The sequence below is a fragment of the Sphingomonas sp. LC-1 genome, from assembly GCF_025371035.1.
Classification (GTDB): Bacteria; Pseudomonadota; Alphaproteobacteria; order Sphingomonadales; family Sphingomonadaceae; genus Sphingomonas; species Sphingomonas sanguinis_E.
Genome location: NZ_JANZXB010000011.1, coordinates 78994 through 99016, shown reverse-complemented (window position 1 = coordinate 99016; position 20023 = coordinate 78994). Strand labels below are relative to the sequence as shown.

Sequence of the window (20023 nt, the reverse complement as noted above, 5' to 3'; positions counted from 1 at the left end):
CAAAGCTATTCACCCCTAAATTCCACCTGTCCGAATGGGAATTAAGAGGGGGAATTGAGTTTCGTGACAAAGCACGCCAATAGGCGTCCATCCTTCCCTAACGGAAACAAAGGTGTTCCCGACTGTGGCAAAAGCTCCAAGCCGTACCAGCGAGCCCCCCATTCCCAATCGGGAGCGTCCCGCCGAACCGCAACCGTTCCAGGCTACCAAGGAACAGTTGCTGGATTTCTACAAGCAGATGCTCCTGATCCGCCGCTTCGAAGAAAAGGCGGGCCAGCTTTATGGCCTCGGCCTGATCGGCGGTTTCTGCCACCTGTATATCGGCCAGGAGGCCGTGGCGGTGGGTCTCCAGTCGGCGCTCGACGGCGACAAGGATTCGGTCATCACCGGTTACCGCGACCATGGCCACATGCTCGCCTACGGCATCGATCCCAAGGTCATCATGGCCGAGCTGACGGGGCGTGCCGCCGGCATCTCCAAGGGCAAGGGCGGGTCGATGCACATGTTCTCGACCGAGCATAAGTTCTACGGCGGCCACGGTATCGTGGGCGCGCAGGTGTCGCTGGGCACCGGCCTGGCGTTCGGGCACAAGTACAGCAATGACGGCGGCGTCTGCCTCGCCTATTTCGGCGATGGTGCTGCCAATCAGGGCCAGGTGTACGAGAGCTTCAACATGGCGGAGCTGTGGAAGCTCCCGATCATCTTCGTGATCGAGAACAACCAATATGCCATGGGCACGGCGGTCAACCGCGCCTCGTCCGAGGACCAGCTCTATCGCCGTGGCGAGAGCTTCCGCATCCCCGGCATCCAGGTCGACGGCATGGACGTGCTGGCATGCCGCGGTGCCGCCGAAGAGGCGCTGGCCTGGGTCCGTGCGGGCAAGGGTCCGGTCATCCTCGAGATGAAGACCTATCGCTATCGCGGTCACTCCATGTCCGACCCCGCCAAGTATCGCAGCCGCGAGGAAGTGCAGGGCGTGCGCGACAAGTCCGATCCGATCGATCATGTGAAGCGGCTGCTCGAAGAGCAGGGCGTCACCGAGGCCGATCTGAAGGTCCTGGAGCAGGACATTCGCAAGCAGGTCAACGAAGCGGCCGATTTCGCCGAACAGACCCCCGAGCCCGATGTGGCTGAACTCTACACTGAAGTGCTGGTGGAGCGTTACTAAGATGGCGATCGAGATCAAGATGCCGGCCCTTTCGCCGACCATGGAAGAGGGCACGCTCGCCAAGTGGCTCGTGAAGGAAGGCGATACGGTCAAGTCCGGCGACATCATGGCCGAGATCGAGACCGACAAGGCGACGATGGAGTTCGAGGCCGTCGATGAGGGCGTGATCGCCAAGATCATCGTCGCCGAGGGCACCGACAATGTGAAGGTCGGCACCGCCATCGCGCTGCTGGCCGAAGAGGGCGAGGACGTCGCGTCCGCCGCCGCGTCGGGCAGCCGTTCGGGCGAGGCCGCCAATGCCGCGCCGAAGAACGAGGCGACCGATTCGAACGCACCGCCGATGCCTGAGGGCGCGGCTGCCGCCGAGCAGGAGAGCGGCACGCAGAAGCTGGTCGCTGCCGCCGAGCAGGAAGCGCCCGCCTCGCCGGAAATCCCGGAAGGCACCGAGATGGTCAAGCTGACCGTCCGCGAAGCGCTGCGCGATGCGATGGCCGAGGAAATGCGCGCCGACGACCGTGTCTTCGTGATGGGCGAGGAAGTCGCCCAGTATCAGGGCGCGTACAAGGTGACGCAGGGCCTGCTGGACGAGTTCGGCGACCGTCGCGTGATCGACACGCCGATCACCGAATATGGCTTCGCCGGTGTCGGCACCGGTGCCGCCATGGGCGGCCTGCGTCCGGTCATCGAGTTCATGACGTTCAACTTCGCCATGCAGGCGATCGACCACATCATCAACTCGGCCGCCAAGACCAACTATATGTCCGGTGGCCAGATGCGCTGCCCGATTGTGTTCCGTGGTCCCAACGGTGCCGCCAGCCGCGTCGGCGCGCAGCACTCACAGAATTACGGCCCCTGGTATGCGTCGGTCCCCGGCCTGATCGTGATCGCGCCCTATGACGCCGCCGATGCCAAGGGCCTGCTGAAGGCGGCGATCCGTTCGGAAGACCCGGTCGTGTTCCTTGAGAACGAGCTGATGTACGGTCGTTCGTTCGACGTGCCCAAGCTCGACGATTTCGTCCTGCCGATCGGCAAGGCGCGGATCATGCGCGAGGGCAAGGACGTCACGCTCGTCTCTTACTCGATCGGCGTGGGCGTCGCGCTCGAAGCCGCCGAGAAGCTGGCCGCCGAGGGCATCGATGCGGAGGTCATCGACCTGCGCACGCTGCGTCCGCTCGACACCAAGACGGTGCTGAAGTCGCTCGCCAAGACCAACCGCTTGGTCGTGGTCGAGGAAGGCTGGCCCACCTGCTCGATCGCGTCGGAAATCACCGCCGTCGTGATGGAAGAAGGGTTCGACGACCTCGACGCGCCCGTGCTGCGCGTGACCAACGAGGACGTGCCGCTGCCTTACGCCGCCAACCTCGAAAAGCTGGCGTTGGTCGATGCGGACAAGGTCGTCGCGGCGGTCAAGAAGGTCACCTATCGCGGCTAAGCGGCGGGTTATCTTATGATTTGAAGGGGGCCTTCCGGGAAACCGGGAGGCCCTTTTTCATGGGGGTCATTCGTGCGAAGGGCAGGGAATGACCGACGCTCCCGCTACCTCGACGCCCCCGACCGCCATCGAGGCGGTGATGCGCGAACAGGCACTGGCGGTGGGCTATTCGCCCGCATCGGCGCGCGAGGGGTTCGCGGCGCTGCTCGATCTCGACCATCAGCTCGCCTCCATCTTGCAAAGCACGACCGAGCCGATGATCGGTCAGATGCGGCTCACCTGGTGGTATGAGGCGCTGGAGAAGCTCGATCGCGAGCATGCCCCTGCGCATCCCGTGTTGCAGCGGCTGGCGGCGTCGGTGCTGCCCGGTGGCGTGCGGGGGGCGGAGCTGGCGCCGATGATCGAGGGGTGGGAGGCGCTGCTCGATGATGGCGAGCCGCTGGACGACGAACGGGTCGCGCTACATGCACGTGCGCGGGGCGGTGCGTTGTTCGCCTCGATCGGGCGGCTGCTAAGTGGTGAGGGATGGGAGCCTCTCGGGATCGCCTGGGCCAAGGCCGACCTGGCCGGGCATATCAGCGACAAGCCGCTGGCGGATCGAATCGGCGCCCAGGCCCTAGGTGAGTTGGACACCGCGCTATCGCCGAAGTGGGCACGAGGGACGCGGGGATTGAGCGGGCTGGGCATTCTGGCCCGAGAGGGTATGCGCCACCCGGACCGCCTGCCGGGCCATCCCCTCCGCGCGGCGCGGCTGGCGTGGCATGGTTTGACGGGGCGCTGAAGCCGTTCGTATCAAGACGGAGCCGTACCCCGGCAAAGGCCGGGGTCCAGTTGTAATGCTCTATCGACGGCGCGGGACCTTTGCCTCCCCCGCCGATCCGCGGCGCTCCACAGGCTGCGGAGAAACTGGACCCCGGCCTTCGCCGGGGTAGGCCCAGTATTGGGAATGGCTTCCCCCACCGTTCAGCCTGAGCGAAGTCGAAGGCTAAGGGAATCACCTTGCCGCTCCCATATGACCCCGGTTAACCATAACCCCGTCTGACTGGGGGGAGACGGAACCGATGTGGCGCTATCTGGCCGGTGGGTTGCGCACGCTCGTGCTGGTGGGGGCGGGGCTGTTCCTGTGGGGCAGCCGACCCGACACGCCATCCCCGCTCCCAGCCGCGAGCGCGGCGACCGCCTCGCCCCCGCAAACTGCCGAGGACGATGGGCCGCTTCCCGAAGCGTCCACCCGCACCCGCGAGCAGAAGCGCTTCGACCGCTACGATAAGGACCGCAACGGCACGATCACCCGTGAGGAATATCTCGCCGCGCGGCGCAAGGCCTATGCCAAGCTGGACCGCGACGGCGATGGCAAGCTGAGCTTCGACGAATGGGCGATCAAGGCCACGACCAAATTCGCCACCGCAGACCATGACAAGTCAGGCACGATGAACGCGGCCGAATTCGCCACCACCGCCGTTAAGCGTCGACCGGCTCGGCGGGACTGTCCTCCGGCACGAACGGGACCGGCTGAGGCACCGCAGGCGGCCCAGGCGGAAGAGAGTTGAGCCAGCCGGGCAGCGCCTCGCGCGCGCGGTCGGTGTACATCTTCTTGCGATCGGCCTTCTTGGTCCGGCCGGGGATGGGCGGGAACAGGCCGAAATTGACGTTCATCGGCTGATAGGTCTCGGCCTCGGCCAGCCCGGTGATGTGGCCCAGCAGCGCGCCCAGCGCCGTTTCGACCGGCGGCGGGGCGATGGTCTTGCCGGCCAGCTCGGCCGCCGCGAAACGCCCGGCGAGCAGACCGATCGCGGCGCTCTCGATATAGCCCTCGCACCCCGTAATCTGGCCCGCGAAGCGCAGATTGGGCCGCGACTTCAGCCGCAGCGTCGCGTCGAGCAGTTCGGGCGAGCGGATGAAGGTGTTGCGGTGCAATCCGCCCAGCCGCGCGAACTCGGCCTTTTCCAAACCGGGAATGGTGCGGAAGATGCGGATCTGCTCGGCATATTTCAGCTTGGTCTGAAAGCCGACGATGTTCCACAGCGTGCCCGCTGCATTGTCCTGGCGGAGCTGGACGACGGCATAGGGCCAGCGTCCAGTCCGCGGATCGTCCAGTCCGACGCCCTTCATCGGCCCGAAGCGCAGCGTGTCGACGCCGCGTTCGGCCATCACCTCGACCGGCATACAGCCGTCGAAATAGGGCGTGTTCTTCTCCCACTCGCGGAACTCGGTCTTCTCGCCGTCGAGCAGCGCCTGATGGAAGGCCAGATACTGGTCCTTGTCCATCGGGCAGTTGATGTAATCCTTGCCCGTGCCCTTGTTCCAGCGGCTCTGGAACCAGGCGACGTCCATGTCGATCGATTCGCGGTGGACGATGGGGGCGATCGCGTCGAAGAAAGCCAGCGCCTCCGCGCCGGTCGCCTCGCCGATGCCGCCCGCCAGCGACGGCGCCGTCAGTGGGCCGGTGGCGATGATCGCGGGCCCCTCCGGCAGCGCATCGATCCGCTCGCGAACGATGGTGATGTTGGGATGCGCCGCGAGCGCGGCCGTGACCCCGGCCGAAAAGCCGTCGCGGTCCACCGCCAGCGCCGAACCGGCGGGCACGGCATGAACGTCGCCCTTCGCCATGATGATCGAGCCGAGCGTGCGCATCTCCTGATGGAGCAGGCCGACCGCGTTCGACGTGGCATCGTCCGAGCGGAAGGAGTTGGAACAGACCAGCTCGGCCAGGTCCCCGCCATGATGGGCGGGCGTGGTGTCCGCGCCGCCGCGCATTTCGGACAGGCGCACCTTCAGCCCCGCTTCGGCCAACTGCCACGCCGCTTCGGAACCCGCCAGCCCGCCGCCAATCACATGAATGTCATAAGTCATCGCCCGGCTTTAGACCCGTAAGCCGTCAGGTGGAAGCACTTGGCAGCCTGCCGGCCAACCCCCACCTGCTGTTCATGACCACCATCTTCACCATCGGTTACGAAGGCGCGACCGTCGACGGTTTTCTGGCGACGTTGAAGCAGGCCGGGGTCGAGCGGTTGATCGACGTTCGCGCGCTGCCGTTGTCGCGACGTCCGGGCTTTTCCAAATCCCCGCTCGCAGCGGCGTTGCGGGAGGTTGGGATCGATTATGTCCATCTGAAGGACCTGGGCACGCCGAAACGCGGGCGCGACGCGGCGAAGAAGGGCGACGTCACGACCCTGCGCGAGGTCTATGACGACCAGCTTGCCCTGCCCGAGGCGCAGGCCGCAGCGGCGCGGATGCTCGATCTGTCGCGGGAAAAGCCCAGCGCCTTGCTCTGTTTCGAGCGCGATCCCTGTCACTGCCACCGGACCTTGTTGCTGGAGGCGGTGGGCGAGGGGGTAAAGGTGGTCGACCTCTACGTCTGACGATCAGGCGGCGACCGTATCGACGAAACCGGCGGTGCGATCGCGCAACCGGGTGACGGTGTGGCCCAATGTCCGGGCCAAGGTCAGCAGCGATCCGGCATCGCGGTCGATCCGCGTGGCGTCTTCCTGTATTTGACGGACCTGCGCGCCGATCTGGCGAGCGGCCGAAGCGGTCTGGTCGACATTGGCGGCGATGGAGGCGGTCGCCATGCCCTGCGCGGCGACAGCCGTGTCGATCGAGTGGGAGATGCCGCTGATCGCCTCGACCGCTTCATCGAGATGCTTTTGTTCGGCGACCAGCGCGTGAAGGTCCGACTTGACCTGTGCGACGTTGCGGGTCGCATCCTGCGCCGCCTCGCGCGTCTGGCGGGCAAGCGCCTTCACCTCATGCGCGACGACCGCGAAGCCCCGCCCGGTCTCGCCCGCACGGGCGGCTTCGATGGCGGCATTCAGTGCCAGCAAATTGGTGCGGGTCGCCACGCCCTCGATTACGGCCAGCAGCGCGTCGATGGTGGTGGCGCCGTTCGCCAGGGCATAGGCATGGCGGCCGGTGCTGGCGATCCGGTGGCGCACTTCCTCGCGGATCTTTCGCGCCTGATCCATATCGCGCGTAATCGCGCCAAAGGCCTCGGTCAGGCCATGCCCCTGCTTGGCGATGTCGCCGAGCGCGCTGCCCGCGTCGCCCATTGCGCCGGTCATGCGATCCGCACCACCATGCGTTTGCGCGGCATAGCGGGCAAGGGCATCAGCCATCTGGTCCATCTCGCGGGTCGCCGCCAGCGATTGTTCGGACGAGGCGCCGATGTCTACCATGAAGTCGCGCGCGGCCTCGTCGATCTGGTGCGCTCGTGCGATCCTCTCCTTGGCGAGCGAAATCTGCACATCGGCGGCCTGCCGGGCCAGCGTCGCGGCGTCGAGTGTCCCGGCGAAAATGCCCTCGCGGGTCAGGATCAGCATGTCCGGCGCTCCCCAGTTGGCATGGAGCAACAGCTTTTCGGCTAGTGGTGCTTCCACCTCGCAAATGGCATGGGCGCGGACATAGGCGTTCAGCGTGGTGCCGAAATCGGGATTTTGAAGCAGGGCATGGCCAAAGGGATTGAACAGCAATCCGCGCAAGTCCCGTTCACGGACCGCGCCGACGGGGCGCTGCCCGGCGTCGAGGACGGGCAGCAGGCGCATGTCGGGGTGCTGGCGGAACAGGCCGATGGCCTCAGCCAGCGAAGCGTCGGCCCCGATCACCGGGTCATCGGCCACTGGTGGGCCATTAGAGAAGACAGACGGCTTCATCGCCGTCTTTGCTATGCGTGACCGGTAAAGGTGGCGTTAGGATTTGATGACGTTTCAATGACGAAACGTCATCACTATGAGTTTCAACCGGTGATGGGCAACCGAACGCTGCCGTCGTCATCGCGCTGCATCGGGCCATAGGCGACGACCGCCGTCAAGCTCAACGGGGCATAGAGATGCGGGAAGAGCTGGCCGCCCCGGCTCTCCTCCCACTTCACCGCCTCGCCCATCGCCTCCAGATCGACCGCCGCAATGTGCAGGTCGGTCTGGCCGGCGAAATGCTTGTCCACCGTCTCGGTGAGCTGGGCGGCGGTAGAGAGGTGGATATAGCCATCGGCCATATCCACCGGCGCGCCACTGAAGACGCCCTCCTGTTCCAGTGCAGCCATTTGGTCGGCGGTCAGCACCTTATAGGCGGTGGCGGGGTGGCTCACTCGCCATCCTCCGGCCCGGCGGCCAGATTCTCGCCCACCTCCGCATCCGGTTCGGGCGCGATCTCGGGAGTGCCGTCGGCCAGGTTCATCTCGGCATCCTCCTCGGTCTCCTCGATGCGTGCGGCCGAGACGACATGTTCGCCCGCCGCGACGTTGAAGAGCCGCAGCCCCGCCGAGCCTCGCCCGATGACACGCAGCGACGCCAGCGACATGCGGATCAGCTTGGCCTGATCGGTCACCAGCATCAGCTGATGCCCCTTGGATGCAGGGAAGCTGGCGACGACATCACCATTGCGCGCGATATTGTCGATATTTGTGATGCCCTGACCACCGCGACCCGTACGGCGATATTCATAGGCCGAAGACAGCTTGCCATAACCGTTGGCGCAGACGGTGAGGATGAACTGCTCGTTCTCGCGCAGTTCCTCGTACCGCTCGACCGACAGCTCGGGCTCGCCTTCCTTCTCGCCCTTCCAGGGGGCAAAGCGCAAATAAGCCTCGCGCTCCTCCTGGGTGGTGCCGACTCGGTGCAGGACCGAGAGCGAGATGACCTCGTCCTCGCCCTTGAGCGCGATACCGCGCACGCCGGTCGAGGTGCGGCTCTGGAACTCGCGCACATCGTCGGCGGCAAAGCGGATCGCCCGGCCGCAACGGGTGGCGAGCAGCACGTCGTCCTCCGCGCCGAGCAGCGCGACGCCGATCAACCGGTCCTCGCTGCCCTCTTCGAAGCGCATCGCGATCTTGCCGTTCGAGGGGACGTTGGTGAACGCGTCCATCGAGTTGCGGCGCACGGCACCCTTGGCCGTGGCGAACATGACGTGGAGCTTACCCCACTCCGCCTCGTCCTCCGGCAGCGGCAACACGGTCGAGATGACCTCGCCGGGTGCCAGCGGCAGCAGGTTGACCATCGGCCGCCCGCGCGTGGCCGGGCCGCCCTCGGGCAGGCGCCAGACCTTGTAGCGATAGACCTTGCCATGGTTGGAGAAGAACAGGACCGGCGTGTGCGTGCTGGTCACGAACAGCTCGGTGACGACGTCCTCGTCCTTGGTCGCCATGCCCGAGCGGCCCTTGCCGCCCCGGTTCTGCGCGCGGAAGGCATCGAGCGGGGTGCGCTTGATATAGCCCTGCATGGTCACGGTGACGACCATGTCCTCGCGCTCGATCAGGTCCTCGTCATCGATCCCATCGGCGGCGGCGGCGATCTCGGAGCGGCGCGGGGTGGCGAACTGGTCGCGGATCGCCACCAATTCCCCACGCATCACCTCGTACAGCTTGACGCGGTTGGCGAGGATTTCGAGCAACTCGGTGATCGAGTCCGCCAGACCCTTCAGCTCGTCGCCGATCTCGTCACGGCCCAGCGCCGTCAGGCGATGCAGGCGCAGGTCCAGGATCGCGCGAACCTGGGTCTCGGACAGGCGATAGGTGTCGCCGAAACCTTCGCTCTCGACCGCTTCGACCAGACGAATGTACGGCGCGATCTCGGCGATCGGCCATTCGCGGGCGAGCAACGCCTCCCGCGCGGCGACCGGCGAGGCCGAACCGCGAATGATCCGCACCACTTCGTCCAGGTTCGTCACCGCGATGACGAGGCCCAGCAAAATGTGCGCCCGCTCGCGCGCCTTGGCCAGCTCGAACTTGGAACGGCGGGTGATCACCTGCTCGCGGAACTGGACGAACGCCTGGATGATGTCGCGCAGGTTCAGCAACTCGGGCCGACCGCCGCGAATGGCGAGCATGTTGGCCGGGAAGCTGGTCTGGGCGGGGGTGTGCCGCCACAGCTGGTTGAGCACGACTTCCGGGGTCGCGTCGCGCTTCAGGTCGATGACGATGCGAACGCCTTCGCGGTTCGATTCGTCGCGAATGTCGCTGATCCCCTCGATCCGCTTTTCCTTGGCGGCCTCGGCAATCTTTTCGACCAGCGCATTCTTGCCCTGCTGGAAGGGGATTTCGGTGAGGACGATCGCCCGACGGTCGCCGCGCATCTCCTCGATCTCGTGGCGCGAGCGCACGATGATCGAACCGCGCCCGGTCTGATAGGCCGACCGCGCGCCCGAGCGACCGAGGATTAGCGCGCCGGTGGGGAAATCGGGGGCGGGAACGATCTCGTTCAGTTCCTCGACCGTGATCGCGCCGTTTTCCATATAGGCGAGGCAGGCATTGACCACCTCGCCCAGATTGTGCGGCGGGATGTTGGTCGCCATGCCGACCGCGATACCGCCGGCGCCATTGACCAGCAGGTTCGGGTACTGGGCGGGCAGGACCGAGGGTTCGCGCTCCGAGCCGTCATAGTTCGGCTGGAAGTCGACCGTGTCCTTGTCGAGATCGTCGAGCAGCGAGTTGGCGACCTTGGCCAGACGCGCTTCGGTGTAACGCATCGCGGCGGGCGGATCGGGATCCATCGAGCCGAAATTGCCCTGACCGTCGATGAGCGGCACGCGCATCGACCAGTCCTGCGCCATGCGGGCCAGTGCGTCGTAAATCGCGATGTCGCCGTGCGGGTGATACTTACCCATCACGTCGCCGACGATGCGCGCCGACTTGCGGTACGGTTTGCCTGCGACGAAGCCGCTCTCGGCGGCCGAATAGAGGATACGGCGATGGACGGGCTTCAGGCCGTCACGCACGTCGGGCAGCGCACGCGCCACGATCACGCTCATCGCATAGTCGAGATAGCTCGACTTCATCTCGTCGACGATGGAGATCGTCGAAATATCGGAAGGTTCCGCGAGGGTCGTCTCGTCGGCCAAAGTCTGTTGCTTTCCGGGTTGGTTGTCAGATGGGAAGCGTCGTTCCTAGCCCAGCAGAAGCCGCCTGACCACCCCTTCGCCATCCCCGCGCACCGGCATTCGCATGAGCGGTTCGGGAAGCGACCGATGCGTGAAAACCGGGCGCGGGGACGGGCCCTGCGGCAATGCTACCCCCTCGGCAGCGGATCACGGGACTTGGTAGGCGCTGGCCGCCGACGGGAGTGGAACGGCGACCAGCCCGCTCCTTATCGGGGACGGGTGGTTTCGCGCGAATGTCGCCGACGTTACGATGCTGTAATGCAAGTGATAATCAGGGGGGTGGTCAAGGCTGGACCTCCTTGCCCTCCCAATCGAACAGCTTGCCACTGTCCGGCGCGCGGAGTCCGTCGAGCACGTCGAGAAGCTGGACGGCGGCGCGTGACGGATCGAACAAGCCGCCGGGCCTGACATTGCCCTGGAACGGCTTGGACAAAACCGTATCGACCGTGCCGGGATGAAGCGCGACCACGATCGAACGATCGTTGCGCCGCTTATGCTCGATGGCGAGCGTGCGGATGAACTGGTTGAGGGCGGCCTTGGACGCGCGATAGCCATACCAGCCGCCCATGCGATTGTCGGAGATCGACCCGACGCGCGCGGACAGGGCCGCGAAGATCGTCTTGCCGGTCCGCGGCATCAGGGGCAACAGATGCTTGGCGACCAGCGCCGGGCCGATCGCATTCACCGCGAAATTGCGCGCAAGCCATTCGGGCGAAAGCTGGTCGATCGCCTTTTCGGGCCCCTGGGCACCGTCATGCAGCAGGCCGGTGGCGACGATCACCAGATCGGGGGCGGGGCCCTTTGCGATCCGGTACGCCGCTGCCGCAATGCTCGCTTCGTCCTCGATGTCGATATGCGCATCGCCGCTCATCGAACGGCCGAAGCGGGCGACACATACGCCCTCCTCCTCAAGCGCATCGGCGATAGCGCCGCCAATACCGCCGGAAGCGCCGATGACGCTCGCCTGCTTCCATTCGCTCATCGCACGAATCTCCACTGTGTCGGCGTGCTGTTCGCCGCATCGAAGCCATAGCCGTCGCTGTCGAAGCCACGCATCGCATCGTTATCGGTGATGGCATGTTCGACCATCCAGCGCGCCATCGCCCCGCGCGCCTTTTTCGCATGGAAGCTGATGAAGCGATCGCCCTCCCGGAAATCGACCGCGATCACCCGGACCGCGGCGGGAAGCTTGCCGTCGACCGCGTGCCAATATTCCTGGCTGGCGAGGTTCAGGATCGTGCCCGAGCCCTCCGCCTCGACCTCGTCGGACAGCCGCTTGGCGATGCGGTCGCCCCACCAGTCGGTCAACTTGTCGCCGCGCGGCGCCCAGCGCGTGCCCATTTCCAGCCGATAAGGACGCATCGCGTCGAGCGGGCGGAGCAGGCCGTAAAGCCCCGACAGCATCCGCAGATGGTCCTGCGCGAACAGCACCGCCGGTTCGTCCAGCGTCTTGGCCTCCAGCCCGGTATAGACGTCGCCCGCAAAGGCGAACATCGCGGGCCGCTCCGTCGCGGTTGCGAAGTCGCGAAAGCGTTCGGCGTTGAGTTTGGCGAGCGCGGGCGAGATGCGCATCAGCGAGGAAAGCTTGTCCTCGCCCAGACCGGCAGCGGCCTGCGCCAGGGTGCAGGCTTCGGCGGCGAAATGCGGCTCGGTCGGGGCAAGGTCGGGGAGGGGGCTCTTGTAATCGAGCGTTTTGGCGGGGGAGATGACGGCAATCATGATCCTGCCGCGCTAGCGCTCGGAGCGTTCGCGTTCAATCCGCGTTCAGCGGTTGAGGGGTAAGGGAGGATCGCATCATCGCATTGCTTGAACGGGACGCGCGCTGTCCCTATCAAGCCCGTCAGATACGGTTCTGGACCCGACAGGCTCTATTCTTGGAGAAAATTCGCATGAAGATCATTCCGAAGCTCGCGCTTGCGGCCGTGCTGGCGACGAGTGTGAGTGGGGTTGCCCTGACGGTCCCGGCCGTGGCGCAGAAAAAGAAGGCCGAGGAGGCCGGCGGCCTGAAGCTGAGCCCCGAGGCGCTGAAGGCGGCGCAGGCGGCACAGCCCGTGTTGCAGCAGAAGAATTACGCTGCGGCCGATCCGCTGGTCGCGGCGGTAGAGGCTGCGGCGAAGACCGAGGACGACAAATATATCGCGGCGGCGCTGCGCTACGAACTCGAATCGGGCAAGCTCTATGCGGCGCAGCAGGCCAATCCGAATGCGCCGGTCGACGAAGCGTCATTGGCCAAGCCGCTCGACGCGCTGATCGCCAGCCCGTCGACCCCGGCCGCGGACAAGCCGCGCTACGTCTTCCGTCGTGGTGCGCTGGCCTATAACGGCAAGCAGTATCCGATCGCGCTGCAATATTTCAATCAGGCGAAGCAGCTCGGTTACAACGATCCGAACCTGCCGATGCTGATCGTCAAGGCGAAGATGGATTCGGGCGACGTTGCCGGTGCCAATGCCGAACTGTCGAGCGCGATCGACCAGATGACCGCCTCGGGCCAGAAGGCGCCTGAGGACTATTACAAGTACGCGATCGGCCGGGCCAACAAGGCGAAGATGGTTCCGGAAACGCTGAGCTGGATGCGCAAGTGGATCACGGCCTATCCGACCGCGCAGAACTGGCGTAACTCGCTGGTGATTTATGGTCTGCAGCCGGGTTCGCTGGCGACGCTGGACAAGAACCAGCGGCTCGATCTGTTCCGCCTGATGCGCGCCACCAAGTCGCTCGCCGATCAGAATGACTATATGGAATATGCGCAATATGCGACCGACAAGGGCCTGCCCGCCGAAGCGGAGACGGTGCTGAAGGAAGGCATCGCCACCGGCAAGATCCCGGCGGGTAACGCGACGGCAAAGGCCATGCTGGCCGCCGCCGCCGCCAAGAGCCGCCAGGAAGGCTCGCTGGCGCCGACCGAGGCCCGCGCCAAGTCGGCCGCCGACGGCAAGCTCGCCGCGCTGACCGCCGAGGCCTATTATGGTCAGGGCAATTACGCCAAGGCCGCCGAACTGTACCGCGCCGCGCTGCAAAAGGGCGGGGTCGATGCCAATGAGGTGAACACCCGTCTCGGCATCGCGCTCGCAGCGCAGGGCGACAAGGCCGGCGCGAAGGCCGCATTCGACGCGGTTCAGGGCCAGCCGCGCGCCGATCTGGCTGGCTTCTGGAAGACCTACCTGGACGCCCAGGCCTGATGCCAATGCCCCCGCGCCCTACTGGCGCGGGGGTAACCAGGCGGGCTGCTTTGTCCGCGACGTGTCCGTCATTCCCACCTGGTTTCAGCCAGAGTCCCTGGATATTTTGCCCGAATTCGCTCGAAGCGAAGCGGTGGCGGGGTCCGGGCGGTGAATTCCGGCTGAGTAGTCCATTAAAAAGCCGACCATCCTGGTGGATGGTCGGCTTTTCGATTCGCCGGAATGACGGGTTGGTTTAGTCCGCTTCGATCGGAATACCCGACACCTGCTTGGCGGTACGGATCGTCAGCGAGGTCTTGACGCTCGCGACATTGGGAGCGGGCGTCAGGTGGGTGGTCAGGATTTCCTGGAAGCTCTTGAGATCCGACGCGACGATCTTCAGGATGAAATCGATCTCGCCGTTCAGCATATGGCATTCGCGAACTTCGGGGATGCCCGCGACATGCTGTTCGAACGTCGCCAGATCATGCTCGGCCTGGCTGCGGAGCGATACCATGGCAAAGACGGTGATCGGAAAGCCCAGGCGCGCGGCGTCCAGATCGGCGTGATAGCCCCGGATCGCGCCCGCTTCTTCTAACGCGCGAACGCGCCGAAGACAGGGGGGGGCGGTCAATCCCACCCGTTCTGCCAGTTCGACGTTGGTCATACGGCCATCGGCCTGCAACAGCGCCAAGATTTGCCGATCGATGCGATCGAGCGCCATTACACGATACTCCACATAAAATGCCGATTCCCTATGCTCTGATACGGCGGACTATAAGAAAATTACGCACTATCGCAATTCTCCCATATTGCAACGGCACGCATATGGATATTTGCAGGTTACCAGTTGGAAGGATATGGACGTTACGTCAGGTTGATCGGGGCGGTGCAGCCATGTGTGAAGGGAGCTAAGTGCGGTTCGACGATAGCCTGGCGACGATTCTGTCGGCCGACATGGGCTCGCCTTTTGGCGCGCAGACGGCTTGGCGGCAGCTTGTCGACCTGATGGCGCGTGGCCGCGTTCCGGCCGATCCACCGATGCTGTCCCGGTTGCTCCAGTTGCGCGAGTCGGTACCTGATGACGTCCGTGCCGCCAGCGCGCGCGCCCTGATCGCCGGGCGTCCGCCCGCCGCACTGGTATCCTTTTTCGTGCAGGACGAATTGTCCGTCGCGGCCCCCGTTTTGCGCAGCGTGGCGCTGACCGATGATGAATGGCTGGCGATCCTGCCGCTGCTGTCGCCGGGCGCCCGGTCGGTGCTGCGTCACCGTCGCGATCTGTCCGATACGGTGCAGCGCGGGCTGGTCAATTTCGGCGCGGTCGATTTCGTTCTCCCCGATCTCACCGAGCCGGTGTCTGCTCCGGCGATCGAATTCGATGCCCGAGACGATCACTCGCTCCTTCCGCCCGAGCCGACGCAGCAGGGGCGGGTGGCGCCCGAAGATCGGGTGCCCGAGCAGTTTGCTGATGACGCGTTCGAAGAGGATGAGGCTTTACCGGTTTCCGTCCTGCTCGATCCGGTGCCGACCCAGGCGGCCACGCCCTTCGTCGCACTGGGCCAGGTGGCGCGTGGATTGCCGTTCATGGCGGAGGCGCTCCGCCATGCCGAGGTGCCCACCGCCCCGCCGCGTTACGAAATCGCCGATCTGGTCGCCCGGATCGATGCCTTCAACCAGCGGCGCGAAGAAGCCTCCGGTGCCCCCCGTGGCGACGCAGGGCCAGCACATTTCGATTTCGAGACCGATGCCCATGGCCTGATCCTGGGCGTGGCCGGTGTCGCGCGGGGCCCGCTGGTGGGGGTCAGTATCGCGGATACCGCTATGCAGGGGCTGGCCCGCTTCGATGGCGTGGCGATGGGGGCGTTTCGTCGACGTTCGCCGTTCCGAGACGCGCGACTGGAGATTGGCGGCATCTCCGAAGCATCGGGATCATGGCGGGTGTCGGCCATGCCCTATTTCGATCCGGCATCGGGCGTTTTCCTCGGCTATCGCGGAAGTGGGCGACGGCCACGCCGCGATGAGATCGCCAATGTTCGCGAGGCGGCGAGCGAAGCGGAGGCCTCTTCTTCGGATTCGCTGCGCCAACTGGTCCATGAACTGCGGACCCCGGCCAATGCGGTGGCGGGCTTTGCCGAACTGATCGAAAGCGAGTTGCTGGGTCCGGTCGCGCCCGTCTATCGCGACCGTGCGAGTGCGATCCGGTCGATGGCGGCCGATCTTCTCGCCTCGGTCGAGGATCTTGATACGGCGGCACGGATCGAGGGGCGGGTTCTGGAACTGCGCGCTACATCGGTACCGCTTGCTCCACTGATCCAGCGCGTACTGGCCGAGCTTCGGCCGCTGGCCGAGCTTCGTCGTGCCGAAATCCGCTTTGAACCGCCCGCCATTTCCATCGTCGCCATGGCGGACGACCGGGCCAGCGAACGCTTGGTCACGCGGCTCTTTTCCGTTCTGCTGTCCAACTGCGTGGTCGGTGAGCGTCTGGCCGCCAGCCTGTCGGTGGAACAGGGCATGGCGACTCTGCGGATCGATCGCCCGCTCTCGTTGACGGTGGAGACTGAGGCGGCCCTGCTCAGCGAGGCGGGCGATGACGAACAGCGGGACGGCGCGCCGTTGTTGGGCACGGGCTTTTCGCTACGACTGATCGACAAGCTGGGGGCCGAAATGGGCGGTGGCCTGACCATCGGCTTGCACCGGGTCGTCCTGGCGTTGCCGCTGGGCGACGATCAGCGATCGGGGCAGGCGGCGACCCGGTGAGCATGGGGGTGGCCGCTCGTCCCTGGCGGCCCGACCCGGTCGACGCGGCCGAGCGGATCGACTGGCCCGAGAGCTTCGGTCGCCGCTTTCTTGTCTCGGTCGACGTCGAGGAGGAGTTCGACTGGTCCGCCCCGCTCGATCCCCGTCATCGTTCGACAAGCGCGATGCGTGCCTTCGGCCCCGCGCACCGACGCTTTGCCGCCGCCGGGGTCGGGCTCCATTGCCTGGTCGATTATCCGGTGGTGGTCGATCCGGCGGCGGTCGCCATCCTGTCCGAATGTCTCGAGGACGGGCGGTCAGAGATTGGGGCGCAACTGCACGCCTGGGTTACGCCCCCGCATCAGGAAGTGGTGGATCCCTTCACCAGCCATGCGGGCAATCTGCCCTGCACGCTGGAGGCGGCGAAGCTCGATTGCCTGACCGATGCCATCGCCGAGGCGTTCGGACAGCGACCGCGCATGTTCCGGTCGGGGCGTTATGGACTGGGCCCGTCGTCATTGTCGCTGTTGGCCGCACGGGGTTATCGTGTCGACAGTTCGATGCGTGCCCTGCACAATTATGGCGAGGGCGGCGGCATGGATTTCAGCGCCATCGACTCGCATGGCTTTCGCCGCGACGGAATGATCGAATTGCCGCTGACCAGCGTCTATGCCGGGCTTCTCCGTCGTCGGGGTGCAATGTTGTATCCGAAAGCGGGTCGGGTAGCGCATGGACGGGGGGTGTTGGCCCGGCTGGGGCTGCTGTCTCGCATCCCCCTGACGCCTGAAGGCGTGGGGATCAGGGATGCCCTGGCGGCGATCGACCGGGCGGTGGAGGATGGCGTACGCCTGCTAACCTTTTCCTTTCATTCGCCGACGCTGGAGCCGGGGCACACGCCCTATGTTCGCGATGCGCGCGATAGAGCGATGTTCGACCGCTGGTGGGATTCGGTGTTCGAGCGGCTGGCCCGGCATGGCATAGAGCCGACCATGATCGCCGAAATCCTCGCGCTGCTCGACCAGCAAATCGGCTGAGCCGGGCGGGATCGGGCCCGCCCGGCTCTTGTCCGGCTCAGCGTTTCATCGCCTCGATCAGCTTCTTTACGTCCTGGCTGCGACCGCGCGGCAGGATCAGCACATCGTCGCCGCTCGCCACCACGATCAGGTCCTCGACATCGACGGCCGCCACCCGGACGCGGTCGGTGCGGATCAGGCAGTTGCGCGTGTCGATCGCCAGAACCTCCCCGCGATGGGTGTTGCCGAACATGTCGAGTTCGCTGATCGCGTGAAGCGCATCCCAGCTTCCGACATCGTTCCACCCCATGGCGACGGGGACGACCGCTACGCGCTCCGCCCGCTCCATCACCGCATAGTCGATCGAGTCCGACGGGCAGGCGGCGAATTCGCCCTCGTCGGGGAACAGGCGCTTGCCCTCACGGCGCGCGGCGCGCATCGCCTTTTCGGCGGCGACCAGCATTTCCGGCGCATGCTGACCCAGTTCTTCCAGATAGCGATCGGCGCGAAACAGGAAGATTCCGCCATTCCAGGCATAATCGCCACGCGCCAGCATGGCTTCGGCCCGCTCCAGCCGGGGCTTTTCGACGAAGCGGGCGACTTGGTGCACGCCCTTTGCGATTTCCCGACCCACCTGGATATAGCCATAGCCGGTCTCGGGCTTGTCCGGCGCGATGCCGAACGTCGCAAGCCAGCCTTGCGACACCATGGGCAGGGCCGATCGGATCGCGGCATGGAAGGCGTCGAGATCGGCGATCACATGGTCCGAGGGCATGACCAGCAGCACCTCTTCGGGCTTCGCGGCCAATGCGGCGAGGGCGATGGCGGGTGCAGTGTTCCGGGCCATGGGCTCCAGGATCAGCACTTGCGGGGCGGTTCCGGCGTCCACCAGTTGCTGCTCGACCAGATCGGCATGACGCTGTCCGGCGACGACGATGGGCGCGGCGAAGTCATTGGAGTTGGTCCGCTGCGCCGTCAGCTGCAACATGGTTTCGTCGGACGTGATGGGGAGCAGTTGCTTGGGCATCTCCGGTTTGGACATCGGCCAGAGACGGGTGCCGGACCCGCCAGACAGGATCACCGGCACGATCTGATTATTCATGAATGCCCCTTCAAAATGCCGTAAGACCCCCGCAAGCGGGTCGTACGGTCGCCTCGTCACATGCCACAACGTGTTTCTTCACGTTTCGTTTGTCATTTGTTGCAAAAATTATGGACGGTTGCGCGAAGCGACGCATGGGGACGATCGCCAGATAGATGATCCGCCTGTTCAAACACTATGTTCCCCATGCGGCGCTGTTGCTCGGGCTGGTCGATTTCGTGCTGCTGATGGCGGCGGCGGAACTGGGTTGGCTGATCCGGGCACGACAGATCGGATATCCTCCGGGATCGCTGTCCGAACGGTTGCCTCAGGTGTTGAGCTTCGCCATCCCTTTGCAGATCGCGTTGCTGGCGGTGGGGGGCTATGCGGCGGCGTCCTTCCTGTCCCTGCGTTTCGCCGCGGCCCGGCTGATGGTCGCGGTGTCGATGGGGGTCATCTTCCTGTCGCTCATATTCTTTTTCTTCCCCAGCCTGTCCTATTGGCGGTCCAGCCTGTTCTTTTCGATGATCCTAGCGGTCGTCATGCTGGTCTCGGAGCGGGCGCTGATGGGGCGGATCCTGGGGGGGGATCGGTTTAAGCGTCGGGTGATCCTGATGGGCGCGGGCGAGCGTGCCGCTGCGATCATGACCTTGGCGGGGCAGCCGGGGACGAACTTCCTGGTGGCGGGGGCTATCGCGATGAACGCGGCGGAGACGGCGGTCGCGGGTGCCATTCCCCGCGCCGACATTCCCAACCTGCGACAGTTTGTCCTCGACCGGGAAGCAAGCGAGGTCGTGCTCGCTTTGCAGGAGCGGCGCAACGCCTTGCCCTATCAAGATTTGCTGCGCGTTCGCACGACCGGCGTGCAAGTCTGTGAGCTATCAAGCTTTCTCGAGCGGCAGACGGGGCGGATCGATCTCGCCTCGGTCAGCCATAGCTGGCTCATCTTTTCCGAAGGCTTTGCCTCGGGCCGGATGTGGTCGGCGATGTTCAAGCGCGCCTTCGACATCTCGGTCAGCCTGATTCTGCTGGTCTTTGCGCTGCCCGTTATCCTGATCACCGCGATTGCGATCCGGCTCGAATCGCGCGGGCCGGCCTTTTACCGGCAGCGCCGGATCGGCCTTTTCAACGAGCCGTTCGACATTCTAAAGCTTCGCTCGATGCGGCAGGATGCGGAAGTGGCGGGACATGCCGTCTGGGCGGAAAAGGATGATCCCCGCATCACCCGGATCGGCCGGTTCATCCGAAAGGTGCGGATCGATGAATTGCCGCAGATCTGGTCGGTGCTGATGGGGGAGATGAGCTTCGTCGGCCCCCGCCCCGAGCGCCCCCAGTTCGTCGAGCAATTGGAGCGGGACATTCCCTTTTACGCAGAACGGCATATGGTGAAGCCGGGGATCACCGGCTGGGCGCAGCTCAACTATCCCTATGGCGCATCCATCGACGATGCGCGGCACAAGCTGGAATATGACCTTTATTACGCCAAGAATTACTCGCCCTTTCTGGACGCGTTGATCCTGTTGCAGACGCTGCGCGTGATCCTCTGGCCGACGGGTGCGCGCTAGG

General features: G+C 65.2%; 17 protein-coding genes. 9 read left to right on the top strand and 8 right to left on the bottom strand.

Translation table 11 applies throughout. The features are described 5' to 3' along the window. Nucleotides 1-124 precede the first annotated feature (124 nt). The 4 genes from pdhA to NZL82_RS15275 all read left to right on the top strand — a co-directional run bounded on the left by pdhA (nucleotide 125) and on the right by NZL82_RS15275 (nucleotide 4150). Nucleotides 125-1168 carry a pyruvate dehydrogenase (acetyl-transferring) E1 component subunit alpha gene (gene pdhA / locus NZL82_RS15290; protein WP_056432896.1) on the top strand — a complete coding sequence of 348 codons (1044 nt, stop codon included), beginning with the start codon at nucleotides 125-127 and terminating at the stop codon, nucleotides 1166-1168. Between the two features lies 1 nt (nucleotide 1169). Then, nucleotides 1170-2600: a pyruvate dehydrogenase complex E1 component subunit beta gene (locus NZL82_RS15285; protein WP_261270609.1), complete on the top strand. Its 1431-nt coding sequence runs from the start codon at nucleotides 1170-1172 to the stop codon at nucleotides 2598-2600. An 88-nt stretch (nucleotides 2601-2688) separates the two neighbouring features. After that, a complete protein-coding gene (locus tag NZL82_RS15280; protein ID WP_261270608.1) occupies nucleotides 2689-3381 on the top strand; it encodes a squalene/phytoene synthase family protein in 693 nt (230 codons plus the stop codon). A 280-nt stretch (nucleotides 3382-3661) separates the two neighbouring features. After that, nucleotides 3662-4150, top strand: coding sequence for an EF-hand domain-containing protein (locus NZL82_RS15275; RefSeq protein ID WP_261270607.1), 489 nt, complete (start codon nucleotides 3662-3664; stop codon nucleotides 4148-4150). On the opposite strand, the gene trmFO is transcribed toward NZL82_RS15275, so the two are convergent. Next, nucleotides 4062-5453 carry a methylenetetrahydrofolate--tRNA-(uracil(54)-C(5))-methyltransferase (FADH(2)-oxidizing) TrmFO gene (gene trmFO, locus NZL82_RS15270; protein WP_261270606.1) on the bottom strand — a complete coding sequence of 464 codons (1392 nt, stop codon included), beginning with the start codon at nucleotides 5451-5453 and terminating at the stop codon, nucleotides 4062-4064. The genes NZL82_RS15275 and trmFO overlap by 89 nt on opposite strands. A gap of 74 nt (nucleotides 5454-5527) precedes the next feature. Here trmFO and NZL82_RS15265 point away from each other — a divergent pair, with 74 nt between their 5' ends. After that, nucleotides 5528-5962: a DUF488 family protein gene (locus NZL82_RS15265; RefSeq protein WP_261270605.1), complete on the top strand. Its 435-nt coding sequence runs from the start codon at nucleotides 5528-5530 to the stop codon at nucleotides 5960-5962. A gap of 3 nt (nucleotides 5963-5965) precedes the next feature. Here NZL82_RS15265 and NZL82_RS15260 read toward each other — a convergent pair whose 3' ends face one another. The 5 genes from NZL82_RS15260 to yaaA all read right to left on the bottom strand — a co-directional run bounded on the left by NZL82_RS15260 (nucleotide 5966) and on the right by yaaA (nucleotide 12188). Further along, complete coding sequence (locus NZL82_RS15260) at nucleotides 5966-7216, bottom strand: methyl-accepting chemotaxis protein (RefSeq protein WP_261270604.1); 1251 nt, start codon at nucleotides 7214-7216, stop codon at nucleotides 5966-5968. 116 nt (nucleotides 7217-7332) lie between these two features. Continuing rightward, entirely contained in the window at nucleotides 7333-7683 is a 351-nt protein-coding gene (locus NZL82_RS15255; protein ID WP_323131672.1) for a DUF952 domain-containing protein, read from the bottom strand. Further along, entirely contained in the window at nucleotides 7680-10430 is a 2751-nt protein-coding gene (gyrA, locus tag NZL82_RS15250; RefSeq protein ID WP_261270603.1) for a DNA gyrase subunit A, read from the bottom strand. Before gyrA ends, NZL82_RS15255 begins: the two co-directional genes overlap by 4 nt. Nucleotides 10431-10752: 322 nt before the next feature. Continuing rightward, entirely contained in the window at nucleotides 10753-11451 is a 699-nt protein-coding gene (locus NZL82_RS15245) for an SDR family NAD(P)-dependent oxidoreductase (protein WP_261270602.1), read from the bottom strand. Further along, nucleotides 11448-12188, bottom strand: coding sequence for a peroxide stress protein YaaA (yaaA, locus tag NZL82_RS15240; RefSeq protein WP_261270601.1), 741 nt, complete (start codon nucleotides 12186-12188; stop codon nucleotides 11448-11450). The genes NZL82_RS15245 and yaaA overlap by 4 nt, the downstream gene beginning before the upstream one ends. Nucleotides 12189-12358: 170 nt before the next feature. Here yaaA and NZL82_RS15235 point away from each other — a divergent pair, with 170 nt between their 5' ends. Beyond that, on the top strand, nucleotides 12359-13648 hold the full coding sequence (locus tag NZL82_RS15235) for a hypothetical protein (protein WP_261270600.1): 1290 nt from the start codon (nucleotides 12359-12361) through the stop codon (nucleotides 13646-13648). Nucleotides 13649-13883: 235 nt separating this feature from the next. On the opposite strand, the gene NZL82_RS15230 is transcribed toward NZL82_RS15235, so the two are convergent. Then, nucleotides 13884-14351, bottom strand: a complete 468-nt coding sequence (locus tag NZL82_RS15230) for an Lrp/AsnC family transcriptional regulator (protein WP_230480815.1) — start codon at nucleotides 14349-14351, stop codon at nucleotides 13884-13886. Between the two features lie 191 nt (nucleotides 14352-14542). Between NZL82_RS15230 and NZL82_RS15225 the strand changes: the two genes are divergently transcribed. Both NZL82_RS15225 and NZL82_RS15220 read left to right on the top strand, forming a co-directional pair. After that, nucleotides 14543-16384, top strand: coding sequence for a HAMP domain-containing sensor histidine kinase (locus tag NZL82_RS15225; protein WP_261270599.1), 1842 nt, complete (start codon nucleotides 14543-14545; stop codon nucleotides 16382-16384). 2 nt (nucleotides 16385-16386) lie between these two features. Then, the gene (locus tag NZL82_RS15220; RefSeq protein WP_261270701.1) at nucleotides 16387-17397 is read left to right on the top strand and encodes a polysaccharide deacetylase family protein; all 1011 of its coding nucleotides are present in this window, start codon (nucleotides 16387-16389) and stop codon (nucleotides 17395-17397) included. Nucleotides 17398-17434: 37 nt separating this feature from the next. Here NZL82_RS15220 and NZL82_RS15215 read toward each other — a convergent pair whose 3' ends face one another. Then, a complete protein-coding gene (locus tag NZL82_RS15215; RefSeq protein WP_261270598.1) occupies nucleotides 17435-18478 on the bottom strand; it encodes a mannose-1-phosphate guanylyltransferase/mannose-6-phosphate isomerase in 1044 nt (347 codons plus the stop codon). A 155-nt stretch (nucleotides 18479-18633) separates the two neighbouring features. On the opposite strand from NZL82_RS15215, the gene NZL82_RS15210 reads away from it, so the two are divergent. Next, a complete protein-coding gene (locus NZL82_RS15210; protein WP_261270597.1) occupies nucleotides 18634-20022 on the top strand; it encodes a TIGR03013 family XrtA/PEP-CTERM system glycosyltransferase in 1389 nt (462 codons plus the stop codon). The last annotated feature ends 1 nt before the right edge of the window (nucleotide 20023 follow it).

What these genes read in the sequence shown, in the direction of transcription:
- NZL82_RS15285 (WP_261270609.1), top strand. Translation starts at nt 1,170, where the DNA reads ATGGCGATCGAGATCAAGATGCCGGCCCTTTCGCCGACCATGGAAGAG.
- NZL82_RS15280 (WP_261270608.1), top strand. Translation starts at nt 2,689, where the DNA reads ATGACCGACGCTCCCGCTACCTCGACGCCCCCGACCGCCATCGAGGCG.
- NZL82_RS15275 (WP_261270607.1), top strand. Translation starts at nt 3,662, where the DNA reads ATGTGGCGCTATCTGGCCGGTGGGTTGCGCACGCTCGTGCTGGTGGGG.
- trmFO (WP_261270606.1), bottom strand. Translation starts at nt 5,453, where the DNA reads ATGACTTATGACATTCATGTGATTGGCGGCGGGCTGGCGGGTTCCGAA.
- NZL82_RS15265 (WP_261270605.1), top strand. Translation starts at nt 5,528, where the DNA reads ATGACCACCATCTTCACCATCGGTTACGAAGGCGCGACCGTCGACGGT.
- NZL82_RS15245 (WP_261270602.1), bottom strand. Translation starts at nt 11,451, where the DNA reads ATGAGCGAATGGAAGCAGGCGAGCGTCATCGGCGCTTCCGGCGGTATT.
- yaaA (WP_261270601.1), bottom strand. Translation starts at nt 12,188, where the DNA reads ATGATTGCCGTCATCTCCCCCGCCAAAACGCTCGATTACAAGAGCCCC.
- NZL82_RS15235 (WP_261270600.1), top strand. Translation starts at nt 12,359, where the DNA reads ATGAAGATCATTCCGAAGCTCGCGCTTGCGGCCGTGCTGGCGACGAGT.
- NZL82_RS15230 (WP_230480815.1), bottom strand. Translation starts at nt 14,351, where the DNA reads ATGGCGCTCGATCGCATCGATCGGCAAATCTTGGCGCTGTTGCAGGCC.
- NZL82_RS15220 (WP_261270701.1), top strand. Translation starts at nt 16,387, where the DNA reads ATGGGGGTGGCCGCTCGTCCCTGGCGGCCCGACCCGGTCGACGCGGCC.
- NZL82_RS15215 (WP_261270598.1), bottom strand. Translation starts at nt 18,478, where the DNA reads ATGAATAATCAGATCGTGCCGGTGATCCTGTCTGGCGGGTCCGGCACC.
- NZL82_RS15210 (WP_261270597.1), top strand. Translation starts at nt 18,634, where the DNA reads ATGATCCGCCTGTTCAAACACTATGTTCCCCATGCGGCGCTGTTGCTC.